This is a genomic window from Flavobacterium sp. GQ95 (assembly GCF_059758655.1).
In genome coordinates this window covers 322,150-341,271 of sequence record NZ_JCAXEB010000001.1, presented here as the reverse complement: position 1 = coordinate 341,271, position 19,122 = coordinate 322,150, and the positions used below count along the sequence as shown (strand labels likewise).

General features: G+C 34.9%; 17 protein-coding genes. 3 read left to right on the top strand and 14 right to left on the bottom strand.

Translation table 11 applies throughout. The features are described 5' to 3' along the window. Positions 1 to 160: 160 nt before the first annotated feature. Positions 161 to 520 carry a hypothetical protein gene (locus AC6CH4_RS01450; RefSeq protein ID WP_498099519.1) on the bottom strand — a complete coding sequence of 120 codons (360 nt, stop codon included), beginning with the start codon at positions 518 to 520 and terminating at the stop codon, positions 161 to 163. Between the two features lie 6 nt (positions 521 to 526). Beyond that, complete coding sequence (locus AC6CH4_RS01445; protein WP_498099517.1) at positions 527 to 2,008, bottom strand: helix-turn-helix domain-containing protein; 1,482 nt, start codon at positions 2,006 to 2,008, stop codon at positions 527 to 529. Between the two features lie 208 nt (positions 2,009 to 2,216). Here AC6CH4_RS01445 and aceB point away from each other — a divergent pair, with 208 nt between their 5' ends. Together aceB and aceA are read left to right on the top strand one after the other, a co-directional pair. Further along, positions 2,217 to 3,818 carry a malate synthase A gene (gene aceB, locus AC6CH4_RS01440; protein ID WP_498099515.1) on the top strand — a complete coding sequence of 534 codons (1,602 nt, stop codon included), beginning with the start codon at positions 2,217 to 2,219 and terminating at the stop codon, positions 3,816 to 3,818. A gap of 249 nt (positions 3,819 to 4,067) precedes the next feature. Continuing rightward, complete coding sequence (gene aceA, locus AC6CH4_RS01435) at positions 4,068 to 5,348, top strand: isocitrate lyase (RefSeq protein WP_310298642.1); 1,281 nt, start codon at positions 4,068 to 4,070, stop codon at positions 5,346 to 5,348. 261 nt (positions 5,349 to 5,609) lie between these two features. Here the strand turns inward: aceA and AC6CH4_RS01430 are convergent, their stop codons facing one another. From AC6CH4_RS01430 to AC6CH4_RS01390, 9 genes are all read right to left on the bottom strand, one after another. Further along, entirely contained in the window at positions 5,610 to 6,185 is a 576-nt protein-coding gene (locus tag AC6CH4_RS01430; RefSeq protein WP_498099513.1) for a Crp/Fnr family transcriptional regulator, read from the bottom strand. Further along, positions 6,185 to 6,502, bottom strand: a complete 318-nt coding sequence (locus AC6CH4_RS01425; protein WP_498099511.1) for a DUF6370 family protein — start codon at positions 6,500 to 6,502, stop codon at positions 6,185 to 6,187. Before AC6CH4_RS01425 ends, AC6CH4_RS01430 begins: the two co-directional genes overlap by 1 nt. A 2-nt stretch (positions 6,503 to 6,504) precedes the next feature. After that, positions 6,505 to 7,665, bottom strand: a complete 1,161-nt coding sequence (gene purT, locus AC6CH4_RS01420; protein ID WP_498099509.1) for a formate-dependent phosphoribosylglycinamide formyltransferase — start codon at positions 7,663 to 7,665, stop codon at positions 6,505 to 6,507. Positions 7,666 to 7,849: 184 nt separating this feature from the next. After that, positions 7,850 to 9,724: a peptidase U32 family protein gene (locus AC6CH4_RS01415; protein ID WP_498099507.1), complete on the bottom strand. Its 1,875-nt coding sequence runs from the start codon at positions 9,722 to 9,724 to the stop codon at positions 7,850 to 7,852. A gap of 140 nt (positions 9,725 to 9,864) precedes the next feature. Beyond that, positions 9,865 to 10,410, bottom strand: a complete 546-nt coding sequence (locus AC6CH4_RS01410) for a dihydrofolate reductase family protein (RefSeq protein ID WP_498099505.1) — start codon at positions 10,408 to 10,410, stop codon at positions 9,865 to 9,867. A gap of 74 nt (positions 10,411 to 10,484) precedes the next feature. Further along, positions 10,485 to 11,078 (bottom strand): hypothetical protein, encoded by a 594-nt coding sequence (locus AC6CH4_RS01405; protein ID WP_498099503.1) that lies wholly within the window; start codon positions 11,076 to 11,078, stop codon positions 10,485 to 10,487. 134 nt (positions 11,079 to 11,212) lie between these two features. After that, positions 11,213 to 11,671 carry a ferritin-like domain-containing protein gene (locus AC6CH4_RS01400; protein WP_498099501.1) on the bottom strand — a complete coding sequence of 153 codons (459 nt, stop codon included), beginning with the start codon at positions 11,669 to 11,671 and terminating at the stop codon, positions 11,213 to 11,215. A gap of 341 nt (positions 11,672 to 12,012) precedes the next feature. Continuing rightward, positions 12,013 to 13,203, bottom strand: coding sequence for a pyridoxal phosphate-dependent aminotransferase (locus AC6CH4_RS01395; protein ID WP_310298623.1), 1,191 nt, complete (start codon positions 13,201 to 13,203; stop codon positions 12,013 to 12,015). A 65-nt stretch (positions 13,204 to 13,268) separates the two neighbouring features. Beyond that, entirely contained in the window at positions 13,269 to 14,363 is a 1,095-nt protein-coding gene (locus AC6CH4_RS01390; RefSeq protein WP_498099499.1) for a fatty acid desaturase family protein, read from the bottom strand. Positions 14,364 to 14,470: 107 nt separating this feature from the next. Here AC6CH4_RS01390 and rsmG point away from each other — a divergent pair, with 107 nt between their 5' ends. Beyond that, the gene (gene rsmG / locus AC6CH4_RS01385; protein WP_498099497.1) at positions 14,471 to 15,100 is read left to right on the top strand and encodes a 16S rRNA (guanine(527)-N(7))-methyltransferase RsmG; all 630 of its coding nucleotides are present in this window, start codon (positions 14,471 to 14,473) and stop codon (positions 15,098 to 15,100) included. 57 nt (positions 15,101 to 15,157) lie between these two features. Here the strand turns inward: rsmG and AC6CH4_RS01380 are convergent, their stop codons facing one another. The 3 genes from AC6CH4_RS01380 to pruA all read right to left on the bottom strand — a co-directional run bounded on the left by AC6CH4_RS01380 (position 15,158) and on the right by pruA (position 19,018). Beyond that, positions 15,158 to 16,321: a thiol-activated cytolysin family protein gene (locus AC6CH4_RS01380; protein WP_498099495.1), complete on the bottom strand. Its 1,164-nt coding sequence runs from the start codon at positions 16,319 to 16,321 to the stop codon at positions 15,158 to 15,160. An 18-nt stretch (positions 16,322 to 16,339) separates the two neighbouring features. Next, a complete protein-coding gene (locus tag AC6CH4_RS01375) occupies positions 16,340 to 17,182 on the bottom strand; it encodes a hypothetical protein (RefSeq protein WP_498099492.1) in 843 nt (280 codons plus the stop codon). Positions 17,183 to 17,392: 210 nt separating this feature from the next. Continuing rightward, positions 17,393 to 19,018, bottom strand: a complete 1,626-nt coding sequence (gene pruA, locus AC6CH4_RS01370) for an L-glutamate gamma-semialdehyde dehydrogenase (protein ID WP_498099490.1) — start codon at positions 19,016 to 19,018, stop codon at positions 17,393 to 17,395. Between the last annotated feature and the right edge of the window lie 104 nt (positions 19,019 to 19,122).

The following is a 19,122-nucleotide window of genomic DNA, read 5'->3' as shown; positions in this document are numbered from 1 at the left end:
AGGTTCAAAGGTTCCAGTTTGTCATCCTGAGGAACGAAGGATCACACTAGAAGCTCGACAAAGATTGGCGATTGTTGGAACGGACTTTTCTAGTGTGATCTCTCCTTCGTCGAGATGACAAGATTGTGCTGAATCACTATTTGAAAGTAAAAAACCTGATTTATTTAATCCGAATCAATTTCCCTTTTCCAACTACTTCATCAAGGTAATTAGCAGCCGAACTTTGCTTATCATGCATGTAAAATGGAATAGTATCTTTTTTGATTTGATCTTTCGAAATACTTATAATTAGATCTGTATTTATAAAATTTTCCAATAGTATTACATTGCCATAAGAAATTTTTCCTTTTGGCAGATACTTATTATCAAACACAAAAACGCTATCCTTAAAAGTAATTTTATCTTTTTGTATATACGAATTGTTGTCTTCTACTAAATAATTGTAGCGGCCATTAAGTTTATCTGTTTCCTGCTTTAAGTTAATAGAAAGCAGCGTTATTATTAAAATAAGATATTTCATAACATTCTAACTAAATTGATTTATAAACTGCTGTACAACCGCATCCGTATTCTCATGACGCTTTTTCTTTTCCAATTCAATCGGTGGCGCAGCTCTTTCGAAACAATTTTTCACGTCACAAGTCTCACATGTAACACCGACAATTCTTTTTACAAGCGGTTTTCCTTCTATGAATTTGAATTTCTTTTTCATGGTCGGATTAATTAAAATTCCAACTGAAATACTTCTTATAGTATCGTGCATGAAAGGATCTTTTGTGGCCGATGAAAAAACCAAATATTCATTTCCGCTATGAACGTAACTCGAAATTTGAGCATCAAAAAAATGAGGTTTATTTTGTCTGATGGCTTCATCTATGGTTTTTACCGAAACCCATCTTCTGCAATAATGCTCATTGGTTTCGTTGGCGTGCGGTTCCTGTTGGTTGGTAATATGTAATTCTTTTTTAATTTGATAAACATCAGAACCAATTCTGTGCGACATTCTTAAAAAGAATAAATTCTTCAGATGAAAATCTTTCGGTAGTAAATTGGTCAATCTCTGGTAAAAAGATTCCGGAGAAACTTCAAAGCTTTCAATTAACGCTACAAATTCTTCCGGATTTGGTTTTTCGTTAATTAAGAAATTATTGATTTTATCTACAACCAATTGTCTTGGTAACAATAAAGCTCCCGCAAAATAAGAAGCGTAAAAATTATGTAAAACCTGATCGAAATTATCAAATTTTATCCAGCTGAAAGTCAGCAGACGATCGGATAGTTGCAAGTAATTATAAGCAATTTCTTTGGCTAAGATAAAAGCCCTTTGCGGATCGTCAATTTCTGTTGAAAGCAATAAAGTTTTGCTTTTCGGAACATAAATCGAACGCAAATCGCCCAAAGCTTCCTGATCTGTAAAAGCAATTTCTGTAATAGTATAATCGTATTCTTCTTTAAGAATGGCTTCTAATTCTTCAATTGTAATTTTTGAATCTAAATTGATCTGAAAGGATTTTGAAAAGGCGATTACCTTCTCTTCTAGATCTTCAAAATAATTACTGTGTGCTTCCTGGTAAGAACGCAATGCGGCCAGAAAGAAACTTTCACGACTTAAATTATAATGCTGGGCAATTTCGATTATGGTACTAATAAAGGCATTGACTTTGGCTGGAGCATTGGCAATAATGTCAATTAAATCGGCTTCCTGAATTCCAAAAAGCTCAAGTGGAATCTCTTTTAAAATTCCGGATTTTAAGATTTCTCCAATCGGAGCGAGGTTGTTATCGAGTTTTAAGGAAATCATTTGGTCATAAGAAACATCCAAATGCTTGCAGAGTAGTAAGATTTTATCTGTTTTTGGATATTTTTTTCCCTTTTCAATTTCGTTTAAGTACGATTTTGAAAGATTTGTCAATTTGGCTAAGCCAAAAAGTGAGAGATTTTTTTGAGTTCGAACCTGCTTGAGTTTTAGCCCAAATATCAGCTTTATATAGTCTTTTTCGATATCCATGAATCAAATATAACCATTTAAAAAATAATCGCCAAAAAATTATTTTTAATATTTAGCGAACGTTCGCTTGTTTTGTATAAAACTTTTTTCTAATATTGTGGTGTAGAAAATATTAGATATCAGATTGTTATGAATTAATGTTTTTAAAAGTGATAAAACTTAATGATAATCATTTGATTATTACTAATGAAAAATTAAAACCACAGCTATGAAAAACCAATTAGAGATTACCGAAACGGCAATGGAATTTTTAGCCGAAAAGAACCTTTCTTATCCAACTATTTGGACAGAAGAAGCAATTGTTTTTATAACCGAATTGCATCGAAAATTCGAAGCGCAACGCAAATTGCTGTTATTACAGCGTGAACAAAAACAAGTCGCATTGAATCTGGGTATTATGCCTTCTTTTCCTTCAGATACCAAAACCGTCAGAGAAAGCAATTGGGTAGCTGGAGAAATTCCGAAGGATTTATTGGATCGAAGAGTGGAAATCACCGGCCCAGTTGATCGTAAAATGATTATCAACGCATTGAATTCGGGAGCCAAAACTTTTATGGCCGATTTTGAAGACAGTACTTCCCCTACCTGGCAAAATTTGATGGAAGGACAAATGAACTTAATTGATGCTGTAAACAAAACGATTTCTTACACCGATTCGGTTAAAAACAAAAGTTATCAGTTAAATGAAAAAATAGCAACGCTGATTGTTCGACCAAGAGGATTGCATTTGCCTGAAAAACATCTTTTAATTGATGGAAAGGAAGTTTCAGGGTCTTTGGTAGATTTTGGATTGTATGTTTTTCACAATCATAAAAAGCTTTTAGAAAATAATTCAGGACCGTACTTCTACATTCCAAAATTGGAACATTATCTGGAAGCGCGCTGGTGGAACACTGTAATTGATTTTACGGAGAATTATTTAAGATTGAAAAGGGGAACTATAAAAGTGACGGTTTTGATTGAAACGATAACGGCAAGTTTTCAATTAGATGAAATTATCTATGAATTGAAAGAACATATCGTTGGTTTGAATTGCGGGCGTTGGGATTATATCTTTTCTTATATCAAGAAATTCGGTAAGAATCCAAAGTTCATCGTTCCGGATCGTGATCAGGTAAATATGACTTCGCCTTTTATGAATGCCTACTCAAATTTGGTAATTCAGAGATGTCATAAAAGAGGAATTCATGCGATTGGCGGAATGGCGGCGCAAATTCCGATTAAAAATAATGAAGAAGCCAATGCGCTTGCTTTCGCAAAAGTAAAAACCGATAAAGAACGTGAAGTTCGAAACGGTCACGATGGAACCTGGGTAGCACATCCGGATTTGGTTTCGTTAGCTAAAGCTGTTTTTGATGCCGGAATGCCAACACCAAATCAAATTCATATTAAAAGAGAACATCGCAAAATAACGGAAGCAGATTTGATTGAACCACCAATCGGAATTATAACTGAAAATGGCGTTCGAAAAAATATCAATGTAGGGATTCTGTATTTAGCATCATGGCTGAACGGACAAGGTGCGGCAGCGTTACATAATTTGATGGAAGATGCTGCAACGGCTGAAATTTCGAGATCACAATTGTGGCAGTGGCTTCAGCATAAAGTGACTTTGGATAATGACAGAAAATTAGATTTGGCCTATTATCACGAATTGGCTTTAGACGAATATCAAAAGATCAAAGCGGAATTAGGAGAGGAAAACTACGAAAAACGTCAATTTCCTTTAGCAGAAAAAGTATTGGAAAGATTAGTGGTAAATACTGATTTTGTTGACTTTTTGACTATTCCTTGTTACAAATATTTATAAAACTGTTGAGCTTAATTTTTAAACACATAGAAACATAGGTACAAAATTGATAAAAAGAGATTAGAAAAAATCTAGATTTTCACACATAGCTATGCGTTTTTGAACAAATGAAACGCCTTAACCACAAAGAAAATCTATGTTCCTGTGTGTTGAAATAAAATACAAATAAAAAAACTTTTTGAGTCTCAGTTGAAAACTGAAAACTGCGACTGCAAACTTTACTTACTAACCAACTTAACTATATTATTTATGAAAACAACAGAAGACAGAATTCAGGAATTGATTAACGATTGGATCACGAACCCGAGATGGAAAGGTGTTGAGCGTCCTTACACGGCTACAGAAGTAGTTACGCTTCAGGGTTCCTATCAAATTGAGCACTCTATTGCCAAAATGGGAGCGCAAAAATTATGGAAAAAGTTAAAAAGTCAGGATTATGTTGCTGGTTTGGGCGCATTGACAGGAAACCAGGCGATTCAGGAAGTCGATGCTGGTTTAGAAGCGATTTATTTAAGTGGCTGGCAAGTGGCTGCTGACGCAAATTTGGCGGGAGAAATGTACCCTGACCAATCGCTTTATCCGGTGAATAGTGTGCCAATGGTGGTAAAAAAGATTAATAGTGCTTTATTGAGAGCTGATCAGATTCAGGTAGTAAATGAAGTTGAAGATAAAAAAGATTATTTAGTTCCGATTGTGGCTGATGCCGAAGCTGGTTTTGGGGGAAACCTAAATGCTTTTGAACTAATGAAATCCATGATTGAAGCCGGAGCTTCAGGAGTTCATTTTGAAGATCAATTAAGTTCTGCTAAAAAATGCGGGCATTTAGGAGGCAAAGTTTTGGTTCCAACACAAGAAGCGATTAATAAACTGATTGCAGCTCGTTTAGCTGCGGATGTTATGGGAGTTTCGACTTTAATTGTTGCAAGAACAGACGCTGATGCGGCTAATTTATTAACCAGCGACGCTGACCCAAGAGATGCTAAATTTATTACGGGAGAAAAAACAAACGAAGGTTTTTTCTATGTAAACAGCGGAATCGATCAGGGAATTGCGAGAGGTTTAAGCTACGCGCCTTATGCTGATTTAATTTGGATGGAAACCAGTAATCCTGATTTAGTTTATGCTAAAAAGTTTGCCGATGCCATGCGAAAAGAATTTCCGGATAAAATGTTGGCTTACAACTGTTCTCCGTCTTTCAATTGGGCAGCAAAATTATCAGTTGCTGAAATGGAAACGTTCAGAGAAGATTTGGCGGCGATGGGATATAAATTCCAGTTCATCACTCTAGCAGGTTTCCACGCTTTGAATACGAGTATGTTTGAATTGTCTAAAGCGTATAAAGAACGAGGAATGGCAGGCTATTCTGAATTACAGGAAAGAGAATTTGCTTTGCAGAAAAACGGATTCAGAGCGGTAAAACACCAGGCTTTTGTAGGAACTTCTTATTTTGATGCAGTTCAAAATACAGTAACAATAGGAAGGTCTTCAACTACAGCGATGAAACATTCTACGGAGGTTGAGCAATTTTAATTCAAAAGAAAAACCAGTTCATTGAACTGGTTTTTTTTGATTTTATATTAAGATTTAAATTAATTTTTAAACACATAGATACATAGATCTGCTTTGTGGTCAAAAGGCATTTCACTAGTCTAAAAACACATAGCTATGTGTGAAAAATCAAGATTTTTTTCAAATACCTTTTTGGATCTTTTAATCCTATTTCTATGTGTTTAAAAATTATATTTTATGTATTCAATTTAATTCTCTTAATATCTTAATGGTAAATTATTTTTATTTTTTCAAAAGCCTTGCTTTCATTTTGCTGAAAAATTCTGGTGTAACACCAATGAAAGAAGCGATTTGTTTTTGAGGAACTTTGTGAACGAGTGTTCCGTATTTGGCGGTAAACTTTTCAAAACGTTCTTCAGCAGGTAAACTCAAATTGTCCATTAATCTTTGCTGATTGGCAACTAAAGAATTTTCAATTAAAATCCTGAAAAAGCGTTCTAATTTTGGAATGTCGTGATACAATTGTTCCTGATTTTCTTTTGAAAGCGAAACCACTTCAGCATCTTCTAAAACTTCAATAAAAAGCTGTCCCGGTTTTTGTGAAAAAAAGCTGTACATATCGCTCATCCACCAGCCTTGACAGGCAAAAGCTAAAACATGCTCGACAATATTATCGTTGATATTGAAGCTTCTTAAAATACCGGAATTTACAAAATAAGAATGTTTACAAACTTCGCCTGCATTTAGTAAAATGGTTTTGGCTTTGTAAGAGTTGGTTTCTAGTTTAGATAAAAAATGAGCCTGTTCTTCTGGCGTTAGTGAAACGTGTTTGGCAATATTTTCAAGAATTAACTCCATTATTTTTCTTTTACTAAAGTGAATGAAGTCGCTTTAAAACGATTATTTTCTATTTTTCCGGTAACAGATGCTTTGCGGATTGTGTTGCAAAAACCATCTTTTGCATGTGCGTCGCCATGTTGGTCAATTGTAGTTCCGTCCACAAAATACGCTTTTCCGTCAATGCGAACGGCTAAATCACAACCGTTGCCTTTCATTCCGAACTGACATTCGCCACAAGCTGTTTCTACAATTTGATGTTTTTCTGCGGTTTTTTTATCCTGAGCCTGAGCTGTAATTCCAACAAATAGGAATAGTATAAATAGTGCTTTTTTCATTTTTAAGGATTTACAGTTATTAATTTTGAAGTGGTTTTGGCACGTTCTACAATTTCTTCGATTGGAGTTGCTAATGAATCATGACTTAAAACAACTCCCATTCGGCGATATGGTCTTGAAGTTGGTTTCCCGAATATCCTGAAATCAGTTTTTGGCAAGGCCGCTACTTTTTCAATTCCGGTAAAAGTTGGGTTCGCGGAATCTTCAGAAGCTAAAATTACGGCACTTGCTCCGGCTTTTTCTAAAGTAATTTCGAAAATGGGAAGACTTAAAATTGCACGCAAATGCAATTCGAATTCGTTGAAATTTTGAGTTCCGGCCAACGTTACCATTCCGGTATCGTGTGGGCGAGGAGAAAGTTCAGAGAAATAAACGCCCTCGTTGGTTAAGAAAAATTCAACACCAAAAAGTCCTGCACCGCCAAGTGCTTCCGTGATTTTTTCGGCCATATCCTGCGCTTCGTACAAGTCTTTTTCTGAAACTAAAGCAGGCTGCCAGCTTTCCTGATAGTCGCCGCGTTCTTGTCTGTGGCCAATTGGAGCACAAAATAAGGTTGGATTATTATTTTGCGTAATCGTTAAAAGTGTGATCTCAGAATTGAAATCAACAAATGCTTCAACAATCACTTCGATTACATCGCCACGCGAACCTGCGACAGCATACTGCCAGGCTTTTTCGATATCACTTTCTGTTTTTATAGTCGATTGCCCTTTTCCGGAAGAAGACATTAAAGGTTTGACCACGCATGGAATTCCAACTTCCTGAACGGCTTTTTGCAATTCTTCGGCTGAAGTCGCATATTGATATTTGGCTGTTTTTAAACCTAATTCTTTTGATGCTAAATCACGAATGGCTTTACGATTCATGGTAAAGTTGGCTGCTTTCGCTGAAGGAACAACAGTAATTCCCTGTTTTTCGTAATCGTAAAAACGTTCGGTGCGAATGGCTTCTATCTCCGGAACAATAAAATCGGGTTTGTGTTTGGCTACGATTCGGTCAAGAGCTTCGCCGTCGAGCATATTGATGACTTCAAAATCGTGAGCAACCTGCATTGCAGGAGCATTTTCGTAACTGTCAACAGCAATTATAGTTTGTCCGATTCGTTGCGCAGCAATGACAAATTCTTTGCCTAATTCGCCTGAACCGAGGAGAAGTATTTTCATTTTGGTGTGTTGTAAATAATGGAGTAGTAAAAGTAGGGAAAAATGTTTTTAACCGCAAAGTTCGCAAAGGGTTTACGCGAAGAGATCAAAGCTTTGTCTTGAAGTAAAATAAAAAGGTTCGCAAAGATTATAAAACCTTTGCGAACCTTGCGTAATCCCTTTGCGAACCTTGCGGTTAAACTATCTAGTGAAAATGATCTTCCTCAATTTCAAATTCGGCATCTTTTTCCCAAATTTCCATTTCACAAGGCTTACAGTTGAATTTTAGTTTATATTCTAATTCACCTTGTTTTAAAACCAAAGGTTCTTTTACCTTAACACCTACAATGTCTTTTTGGTGTATCGGACATTTTTTTAATTCGTATTTGATGCAATATTTGGTTGTCATTACACGAGATTTTCCTGGATCCCATTGTAATTCGAATGCTTTTTCGATTTCGGTAACACCGTGACGTTCGTAGAATTTACGAGCAACTTTGTTCGAAACATTGTACATGAAATCTAATTTGGTTTCAGGATACGGATGTGACGTTTTTACCAATTGGTGTTCTTCGCGTTTGTAATTTTTCAAACGGATTTCGGTTAACTGATCGTAAACCGTTCTTCTCATTTCGTTGATTTTTGAAATGGGAAGGAACCAGTTTTGAGAGAACATAATATTGATTTCATTGGCAGTGTAAGGTGTGAAACCTGTTTTTGCCAATTGTGTTTTGATGTTTTCTTCAATTGATTCACCGGTTTTAGTCTGCTCTTTTGCGTGTTCTAAATTTACGATGCTTACATTACCGTCTTCATCGGTAGCGATTAATTCGAAACCAGTTTCATTTTCTGTAAGTAATAAAGTTGTGCTGATTTTACGAACTGCACTGTCTTCTCTTTCTACAATTTTAATGAAAGCGGCATCGTTATTTCTGTAGATAAAAGTTCCGTCTTTTATTTCTTTTAAAACGTTCGGATATATTTTACCGTTTTCTGCTTTGTTTACGTAAATTCCGTCAGCTTCGTTGTTTTCATTGATGAAACAAAGTCCGTCACCGTTGTTCAAGAATTCGCCGTTTTCAATTTCGTAAGCGTTTCCAATAGTTCTGATCAATTTACCAATATATTGACCTTTTGATTTTGGGCTTTCCCAAGAACCAATCGAGCTGTGTCTTTCGTTTACAAAATAATCGGTATAACCACGGTTGAAAGTTCTGTTCAAAGACGAATCAAAAGTATAAGTACATGTTCCTGAAGAAGCTTTCGTGTATTTTTCGCTGCCAGGTCCTTCTAAATAGCTATCTAATTTTTGACGTAAATAAGATACGTTGTTTTTTACATAAACCACATCTTTCAATCTTCCTTCAATTTTAAAAGAAACGATTCCGGCTTCAATCAAATTTGGAATCTGTTCTGAAATATCTAAATCTTTTATCGAAAGCAAGTGACTGTTTTTGATTAAAGTTTCTCCGTTTCCATCGATTAAGTTGTAGGGTAAACGGCAGTTTTGTGCGCAAGAACCACGGTTGGCGCTGCGTTCTCCGTTGGCCACACTCATATAACAGTTTCCACTAAAAGAAACACATAAAGCTCCCGTTACGAAAAACTCTAGTTCTACATCTGCCTCGTCGTATATTGTTTTGATTTGATGCAGGTTTAATTCACGGGCTAAAACCACACGTTTGATTCCGGCATCTTTAAGGAATTTAATTTTATCTGCGTCACGATTATTGGCTTGTGTGCTGGCGTGAAGTACGATAGGAGGTAAGTCCATTTCCATAATCGCCATATCCTGAATGATCAGTGCGTCAACACCAATTTCGTATAATTCCCAAATCATTGAGCGACACGTTTCTAATTCGTTATCGTATAAAATGGTATTCATAACGACAAAAACCTGAGCGTTAAATAAATGCGCATATTGCACTAAAGCGGCAACATCTTCAATAGAGTTGTTGGCATTTGAACGGGCACCAAATTGTGGTGCACCAATATAAACGGCATCGGCGCCACTGTTTATGGCAGCCATTCCCCCAATTAAATCTTTTGCCGGAGCTAATATTTCAATCTTCTTCTTCATTTCTAGTACTTTAGGCTTTTGTGGTATTCACGCAAAAAAGTTTGCAAAGTTCTTATAAATAATTTGAGTTTGCTAATACTGAAGTGACTTTTTTTGAAATAGTTAACTAATATGGAATGATGATGGTTAAGATTGTAATTTTATTTGATTGGCTTGTAGATAAGTTGCACGACACCCGACTTGAAAGTATTTGTTTTGAGTAACTTTAATTCGATTCTTTCTTTTAAGTCTTCAAATAATGGTTTGCCATTTCCTGAAACGGTTGGATGAACTGATATCCTATATGTATCAATAAGATTTAATTGGATAAATGTTTTAATAAGGCTTGCTCCGCCATATAACCAAATATCTTTTCCAGACTGTTTTTTAATTTCATTTACATTAGTAGTAATGTCAGAATTTATAAATGTGGCATTCTCATCTTTTTTACTTTGACTGGAAAAAACATATTTCTTTTTTGAATGTACTCCTTCCCAAAGTTTCTGTTCAGATGAATCTGCGGTTGCATCCGGTTGAAAATTACCCCACGTATCATAACTTACACGACCATAGAAAATAGTATCTATGTCAGATAAGAAACCATCAAAATCCATATCATCGTCCATCATACACCAATCAATTTCTCCATTTGGACCTTCAATAAAACCATCTAAGGTTACAGCTAAATCTAAAATTACTTTTTTCATTTGAGAATATTTTTATTTAATATTTCAATATAAAAATAATATTATTTGAGTTTGTATAAGAAAAAAACTGTTATTTAATCTAAAGGAAAAGTATACCCTGCAGCAAGTACTGCATTTGATTGTTTAGCTGCTGGATGAAAGTAGCCAGAAATACCAATTTCAAAATTATTTTTTCGGCCAATAGCTAATCCTATACTAAATGGAATGTGAAGTAATACACCACTCTTGTCGAAATTAACCCCAGGTGTTAAAGTTTCTAACTTGCCTATTGAGGTACCAATACCTCCTTCTATAAAAGGCGCTACCCAAGGAATTGGGGCATAAAGTCGAGCTTTTCCTCCAAGTAAAAAAGCATTTGTTGTTACTCTGTACTGAGGTTGATTTTGCAAGTCTTGATTTTTATCTACTGATGTAAAAATGCCGCCAACATATGGTCTTGCACTAAACCATGAAGTTATTCTAAAAATATATTCACCTTGTAGATAAAGTCCGCCTCCCATAACATCAACTTCATCTTGAGCCCCGTAATTTTCAATGTAATAAGAGCCGCTGCTTGCAAAACCTATTGAGCCTTTTATAGCGTTGCCTGTTGTTTGGGCTTTTGTAAGATTGGGAAATAAGATTATAAGAATGATGGAAATATAAATGCTGAGTAAAGTTTGGTTCATAAAATAGTTTTGGTTAAGATTTATTATGATTGGTTGAGACGAAAGTAAAGATTTATTTTGAATTTTATAAAACAAAAAAAAACTACCCGGTTTTTATAACCAGGTAGCTTTCTTCTCAAAAAAAATAGCATCAATTATGACGATCTTTTTGCTTTAATTTTGTCCAATGTACTTTGGATGCTGTTTAATTGTTTTGAAACAATGGCAATTTGACTTCCGTCTAATTCGTTTTTCTCAAGTGCCATTTTGTATTTTTCAACAGCGGCTTCTTCTCCGGTAATACAAGCATTGATAATAGCTTCGGTATCTCCACCGGTAAACGATGATTTGATATCAATCCAGGTACGGTGCAAAGCTCCCAATGGACCTCCGCCAGAAGTATCTGTCGATTTTCCTAGTTTATTGATTTGATCTTGTAATTCAACTATGAATAAAGCTCTTTCTCGGGCGTACTCTAAAAAATCAGCTTTGATAATAAGATCTTCTACGTGTTCTGCTGCATTGGTGTATCCTAGTTTCCCGTCTTCCAAAATAGAAATTAATCCTTCTAAAGTATTAACTGCTTCTGTTGTGGTTTCATCTGTATGTATCATAACTTTTAAATTAATGTATAATACAAAGTTGGGATTTTACAGCGCGGAATGTCTTATAGAATTATAGTGTCATTTTATAAGATTGTGGAATGGGAATTTTGAAAGAAAAAAATTTGTTTCACGCAGATCTTGCAGATTTGGCAGATTTATTTTGAAATGAAACTTTTCGTGACCGTTTTGGGTTAGGGATAGAAGTGGAAATCCTTTTGTGTAATGGAATAAAACAAAAGATTGAAACGGATAGCCCGTCCGCCGCGGCAGAACCCCATAAAAAAACAGCTTAAAGTATAAAGTGATGAAACTTTGAACCTTAAGCCGTTTTAATAAACTTATTTATATTTTTATACAGTCAAAGCTTCCTTGATTCTGCGTAATGCTTCTTTTAAAATATCATCGCTTGTCGCGTAAGAAAAACGTATACAATTTGGATTTCCGAAAGCGTCCCCTGTTACAGTTGCTACGTTAGCTTCAGCCAAAAGATACATTGAAACGTCGTTTGCATCTTTAATTTCAGTTCCTCTTAAAGTTTTTCCGAAGAAAGAAGAAACGTCTGGGAATACGTAAAAAGCTCCTTCAGGAACGTTGATTTTTACTCCAGGAATTTCTTTTAATAATCCAACTACTAAGTCTCTACGAGTGTGGAAAGCCTGAACCATGTGGTTTAATACGCTTGGATCAGCATCTACAGCAGTAATTGTAGCACGTTGTGCTACAGAATTTGCTCCTGAAGTTACTTGTCCCTGAATTTTTGTACATGCTTTTGCAATGAATTCCGGTGCTCCGATATAACCAATTCTGTACCCTGTCATGGCAAATGCTTTTGCAACTCCGTTCACTGTGATTGTTTTTTCTAACATTCCCGGAATTGAACCAATACTGCAGAAAGTACCTGAGAAATTAATGTGCTCATAAATTTCGTCAGCAACTACGTAAATATTTGGGTGTTTTTCTAAAACTTTTGCAAGCGCTGTTAACTCTTCTCTGCTGTAAACAGAACCTGAAGGGTTACAAGGTGAACTGAACCACATCATTTTTGTTTTTGGTGTGATAGCAGCTTCTAATTGTTCCGGAGTGATTTTGAAATCAGTATCTACAGAAGTTGGAACTTCAACCGGAACTCCGCCTGAAAGTTTTACAATTTCGAAATAAGAAACCCAGTATGGTGCTGGTAAGATAACCTCGTCACCATCGTTTAACATTACTTGCGCAATGTTGTATAAAGATTGTTTTGCTCCTGTAGAAACTACGATTTGAGTTGGTTTGTACTCTAATCCGTTGTCTCTTTTGAATTTTCTTGAGATTGCTTCTCTCAACTCTAAATAACCTTCTACTGGAGAATATGTGCTATAATTTTCGTCAACTGCTTTTTTAACAGCTTCTTTAATAAAGTCTGGTGTATTGAAGTCAGGTTCACCTAAACTTAAACTGATAATGTCTTTTCCTTGTGCTTTTAATTCGCGTGCTAAAGCGGCCATTGCCAAAGTTTGTGAGGTCGCTAAGTTGTTAATTCTGTCCGAAAGAATATGATTCATTATAAAAATTTTGAATGTCCTTAATTTCAACTTTAATTAAGGAAGGTTAATTATTAATAGATTTTTTATGCTAGTTCAGGTTTCATTCCAAGTTCTTTTAAGTGCTTGTAATGCGCAATAACGGCACCTCTCATGGTTCTGAATTCATGATAAGGCAAGTTGCATTCGATTGCAGTTTGTTTTACAATTTCAGCAATTTTCCCGTAATGTACATGACTGATATTTGGAAAAATATGGTGTTCAATTTGGTGATTTAATCCTCCGGTAAACCAATTGACAACTTTGTTTTTGGGAGCAAAATTAGCAGTTGTGTATAATTGGTGAATTGCCCAGGTGTTTTCTATTTCACCTTCTTCATTCGGAACAGGATTTGAAGTTTCTTCCACTACGTGTGCCAATTGAAAAACAATACTTAAAATTAATCCTGCCGTGTAGTGCATTACAAAAAATCCAATAACAACTTTCCACCATGTTACGCCTAAAATCATTGGCAAAGCCATCCAGATTAAAACGTAAATTATTTTTGTGATTACTAAAACAGTCCACAATTTAGTTGGACTTTGAGGAGCTCCGTACGATAATTTTCTTTTTAAGTAATTTTTCATTTGCTTAAAATCGGTTGTTAATGCCCAATTAAAAGTCAATAGTCCGTATAAGAAAAAAGAATAATAATGTTGAAATTTATGAAAACGGTGCCATTCGGCATTTTGTGTAAAACGAATAATTCTTCCCGCATCCAGATCTTCATCGTGACCGTGAATATTAGTATAAGTATGGTGAAGCACATTGTGTTGTACTTGCCAGTTGTGTACGTTTCCGGCTAAAACATAAATACTTCCGCCCATAATTTTGTTGATCCAGGATTTAGAAGAATAAGATCCGTGATTTCCATCATGCATTACATTCATTCCAATTCCTGCCATTCCAACTCCCATCAGGATGTTTAATAGCAATTGTGCCCAAAAAGGCATATTAAGAGTTAGGATCAAAAAGTACGGCGTTAGAAAAACGGCAAAAAGAATAACGGCTTTTAAGTGCAGTTTCCAGTTTCCGGTTTTCTGAATGTTATTCTCCTTGAAGTAATTGTTTACTCGTGAGTTAAGTGTTCTGAAAAACTTCAGATTGTCTTGCTTAGCAAATGTAGGCGCAATGTTATTCATAATTATTTTAAATAGTTTTCAAAGGTAATTATTATAAATTTTCAATTTGCAAAATTGAGTTAAATATTTCAATCGTAAAGTAGTACTTTTGTTAAAAATTTACTACAATGGATGAGATATTGAAATATTTTCCAGATTTGACCGATCTTCAAATCGAACAATTTCAAAAATTAGACTTTTTATACCACGATTGGAATGAAAAAATCAATGTGATTTCAAGAAAAGACATTGATGCCTTATATACAAAACACATTTTGCATTCGCTTGGAATTGCAAAAATCATGAAGTTCGAACCAGGAGCAACTGTTTTGGATGTTGGAACCGGAGGAGGATTTCCCGGGATTCCGTTAGCGATTCTTTTTCCCGAAACACGTTTTTATCTAATTGATGTTATTGCCAAAAAAATAAAAGTGGTTCAGGGTGTTGTTGATGCCTTAGAATTAAAAAATGTAAAAGCAGAACAAAAACGTGCTGAATTGGTAAAAGGTGATTTCGATTTTATTGTGAGCCGTGCGGTAACCAATATGCCGGATTTTGTTTCGTGGATAAAAGATAAGATCAAGAAACAAAACAAACACAGTTTAAAAAATGGTATTCTTTATTTAAAAGGAGGAGACTTGAGTGAAGAACTGAAAGATTTCCCGAAGTCGACCTTATATGATTTAGCAGAGATATTTGATGATGAATTTTTTGAAACCAAAAAAGTAGTTCATCTTCCTTTGAAGTTTAAAGTATAATTTAAAAGCCGAATCGATATTTTGAAGATTCGGCTTTTTTTATTCTTTAAATGTTTTTTAATTAGCTTTTAATTCTTTAAATTGTGTTTTATACATGTCTTTTACTTCAACCTCAGTATTGTCTTTCAGACGTCTTATTTTATAGGATATTGGAGATGATGAAGATACTAGGTCACTAGGAGATGGTGCTTTTAAAAAATCAACAAAACTATTATAATCGGTTACTTTTCCACCTAATGCTAAAGGGCCTCCTACAATCATAACTTTTATCTTATTTTGGGCAAATAATTTTTTAAATTCTTCAGAATAAGTTACATCAATACCAATATTTACTACTTTTAGCGCAACTCCTACAGCTGCTTTTACCATAGTATTGTTATAAGTTTCGTCTTTTGTCGTTTCAATTAATATGTAAGCAACTCGTCCATAGTCAACATTACTTACATATACTGGTTCGTGGGTTCCAAAATTATTTGAACTAATATCGCCATCAATCCAATCCGTATAATATTTTGGATCTATCGTCATGCTGTACAAGCGTTGTCTAACTTTTACCATTACATACGATTTAGTATTTGTTGATCCGCTATTTTGTGTATAGCCAAAGTTTGCTTTTACCATACCGCCAAGAACATCAACATTTAAGTGGGCATCGAGGGCTTTTTTAAAACTGTCCTCAGTTGTAATTTCGTCACTTTGGTATTCATAATAAGTGGGAATAGCACTATAATCGATTAATCCTTTATTTTTACTTACAAGACCATTAATGACTGTGTTTACTTCACTAGGGATAGGTAAAGTGTTAGCACTTACAGATAAATCTCCTCTTAAAGACATCGACAAAGTTACAGGCTTAAAAGAGTTTTTAAGAACTAGTGGATCATAGGTAGCAGTCATGAAACTGGAACCACGCAAAATACTGCCAGGATAGATAACATCCAGATTTGCCTCATCAATAATTGAAAGAGGCGACAGTGTGGTTTGTTTTTCTACAGTAGTGAGATAAACATATTCGTTATTGCCAGTTGCGGGATTCAGTTCTTGTGTTCCTGTTTTTTTAGAACTAAGAATGTTATCTGGTTTAACGGCAAATGTTACTGGTTGTAAATTATTTAGATCACTGACACTATCTTTTTCTTTATTATCATCACTACAGGAAGTAAATAATGATGTTGTAATGGCTAATGCTAAAACAGCTGTTTTTTTAAATTGCTTTTTCATAGTAAAGGTTTTTAATTATTATTTTTGCTTAAGGCTTAGATTGCTGTATACGATTATGTTGTCTGGCTCATAATCTCTCTTTTGAGTTATTTTTATTTCTGAAAGTATCCAGGCGGGTACGATTTGAGCACCTTTTTCTGTATTTACCTTTTCGCTAAAGGTCATTTTTTCATTAATTTTGATAACACCGCTATACTTTTTATCATTATAAAGTGTTACGTAGTTGTTTTCTTTAGATTCACTGTTGGTTAGATAGGTATCATTTGTCTGATCCCCGTCATCGATAGTGAATTCGTAATAACGGCTATGTTTTGAGTTTGAAAACATGGTCGAATTATCTGTTTGTTCATTCCAGGTATAAACTTCAATTTTTACTGCAGATAATAATATTTCCTGTGTAGTTGCTGCAACATACTTATTTGCGCGCATTTTGCGAAGTTCATATTGTTGCCTGAAATTTCCTGGTTGCAGGATTGAAATAATAAAAGAAGAATTTGGTTTTTTGATGATAATACTGTCCCGTATTTTTTTAGTAAAAATGCTATCTTTCGCCAAACCAGTTAAAGACGGTACTTTTATTTCTTCCTGGAAATTATAATCGATTTTGTTTCGTTGATGTAAAGTGGCGTCTACAGTTATGGGTTTGAGTACATAAACCACATCTGCTGAAGAATCAAAGTTTTTAATTTTAACATCAAATTTTAAAACATCACCTACTAAGACGTTACTCCAATCTATTCTGCTGCTATTTTTAAGTAATGAAAAATTGGCTTCATCATGATAGACAATAGTTTTAGAGCTATCATCTTCACTACATGAAATAAAAAACACTAACACACCAAAAAGAATATATCTTCTCATAATTTAAATTTTTAGCTAAATAACGACTTTACTCTATCGCCTTAGTTTGCTAAAAGTTTTTAAAATATCAGATTAAGTTTTTATAGTAATTGTCGCAATCAAATTTTCCTATTCAAATCCTCATAAAATAAAAAGTAAAAGCCGAATCTAATTTTTAGATTCGGCTTTTTATATAGACGAAGTTTCAAAATTGAAACCTTAAACAAAAAATTATCCTAAAAACGGATATCTATAATCTTCCGGAGTAACAAAAGTTTCTTTGATTGTTCTTGGAGAAGCCCAACGCAATAAGTTCAATGCAGAACCTGCTTTGTCGTTCGTTCCTGAAGCTCTTGCTCCACCAAAAGGCTGCATTCCTACCACAGCTCCTGTTGGTTTATCGTTGATGTAGAAGTTACCAGCAGCATTTTGCAATTTCGTTGTAGCTACTTCAATAGCATAACGATCCTGGCTAAATACAGCTCCTGTTAAAGCGTACTCAGAAGTAGTATCAACTAATTCTAAAGTCTCTTCCCATTTTGCATCTTCGTAAACATAAATAGTAATTACTGGTCCGAATAATTCGGTTTCCATTGTAGTATATTTTGGGTTTGTAGTCACAATAACTGTCGGCTCAATAAAGTAACCTACAGATTTATCGTAATTTCCACCAACAATAATTTCTGCGTCAGCATCTTTTTTAGCCTGATCGATAAAACCAGCTAATTTATCAAAAGAACCTTCGTGAATAACTGCCGTAATAAAGTTTCCGAAATCTTCCGGAGAACCCATTTTCATCGATTTTACATCAGCAATTAATTGTTCTTTTACAGCTGGCCATAAACTTTGTGGAATATAAGCTCTTGAAGCTGCAGAACATTTTTGTCCTTGAAATTCAAATGCACCACGAGTAATTCCTGTTGCAACTTGTTTTACGTTAGCGCTTGGGTGTGCAATGATAAAATCTTTACCACCAGTTTCACCAACGATTCTTGGATATGTTTTATAGTTGTTGATATTGGCACCAATTTTAGCCCAGATATCTTTAAATACGTGAGTTGATCCTGTAAAGTGAACTCCGGCGAAATCGCGGCTTGCCAAAACAGTATCTGTAATCATTAAAGCGTCTCCAAAAACAACGTTGATAACGCCATCAGGAACACCAGCTTCTTTGAAAACTTCAATAATGATTTTTGTAGAGAAAACCTGGCTATCACTTGGTTTCCAAATTACAACGTTACCCATCATCGCAGCACTTGCAGGAAGATTTGCAGCGATAGCAGTAAAGTTGAAAGGAGTAATCGCATAAACAAAACCTTCAAGAGGTCTGTATTCTAAACGATTCCATGTTGTAGAATCAGATTTTGGCTGATCTCCGTAAATTTGAGTCATGAATTCTACGTTGTAACGTAAAAAGTCAATTAATTCACAAGAAGCATCAATTTCTGCCTGGTGAATATTTTTAGATTGTCCAATCATAGTGGCAGCGTTGATACGCGCTCTGTATGGACCTGCAATAAGTTCAGCCGCTTTTAAGAAAATAGCAGCACGTTGTTCCCACGCCATGTTTGCCCATGCTTTTCTTGATTCAAGTGCATTTGCAATCGCTTTTTCGATATGTTGTTTTTCAGCTAAATGGTACGTTCCAACAATGTGTTTGTGATCGTGAGGAGCTGAAATAGTTTTAGTATTTCCAGTTTTGACTTCTTCACTTCCAATGTATAATGGAACATCGATTTTTGAGTTCCACATTGTAGTGTAAGCTGCCTGTACAGCTGCTTTTTCTGGTGAGTTTGGTGCGTAACCTTTTACAGGCTCGTTTACCGCTTTTGGTACATGAAAGAATCCTTTTAACATGGGATAAATTATTTTAAAATTACGAATTGTCTAATTTTTTACAAAAGTACAAATGATAATTTGAATATATCACAATACAATATTAAAAAGTTGTAATTTAATAA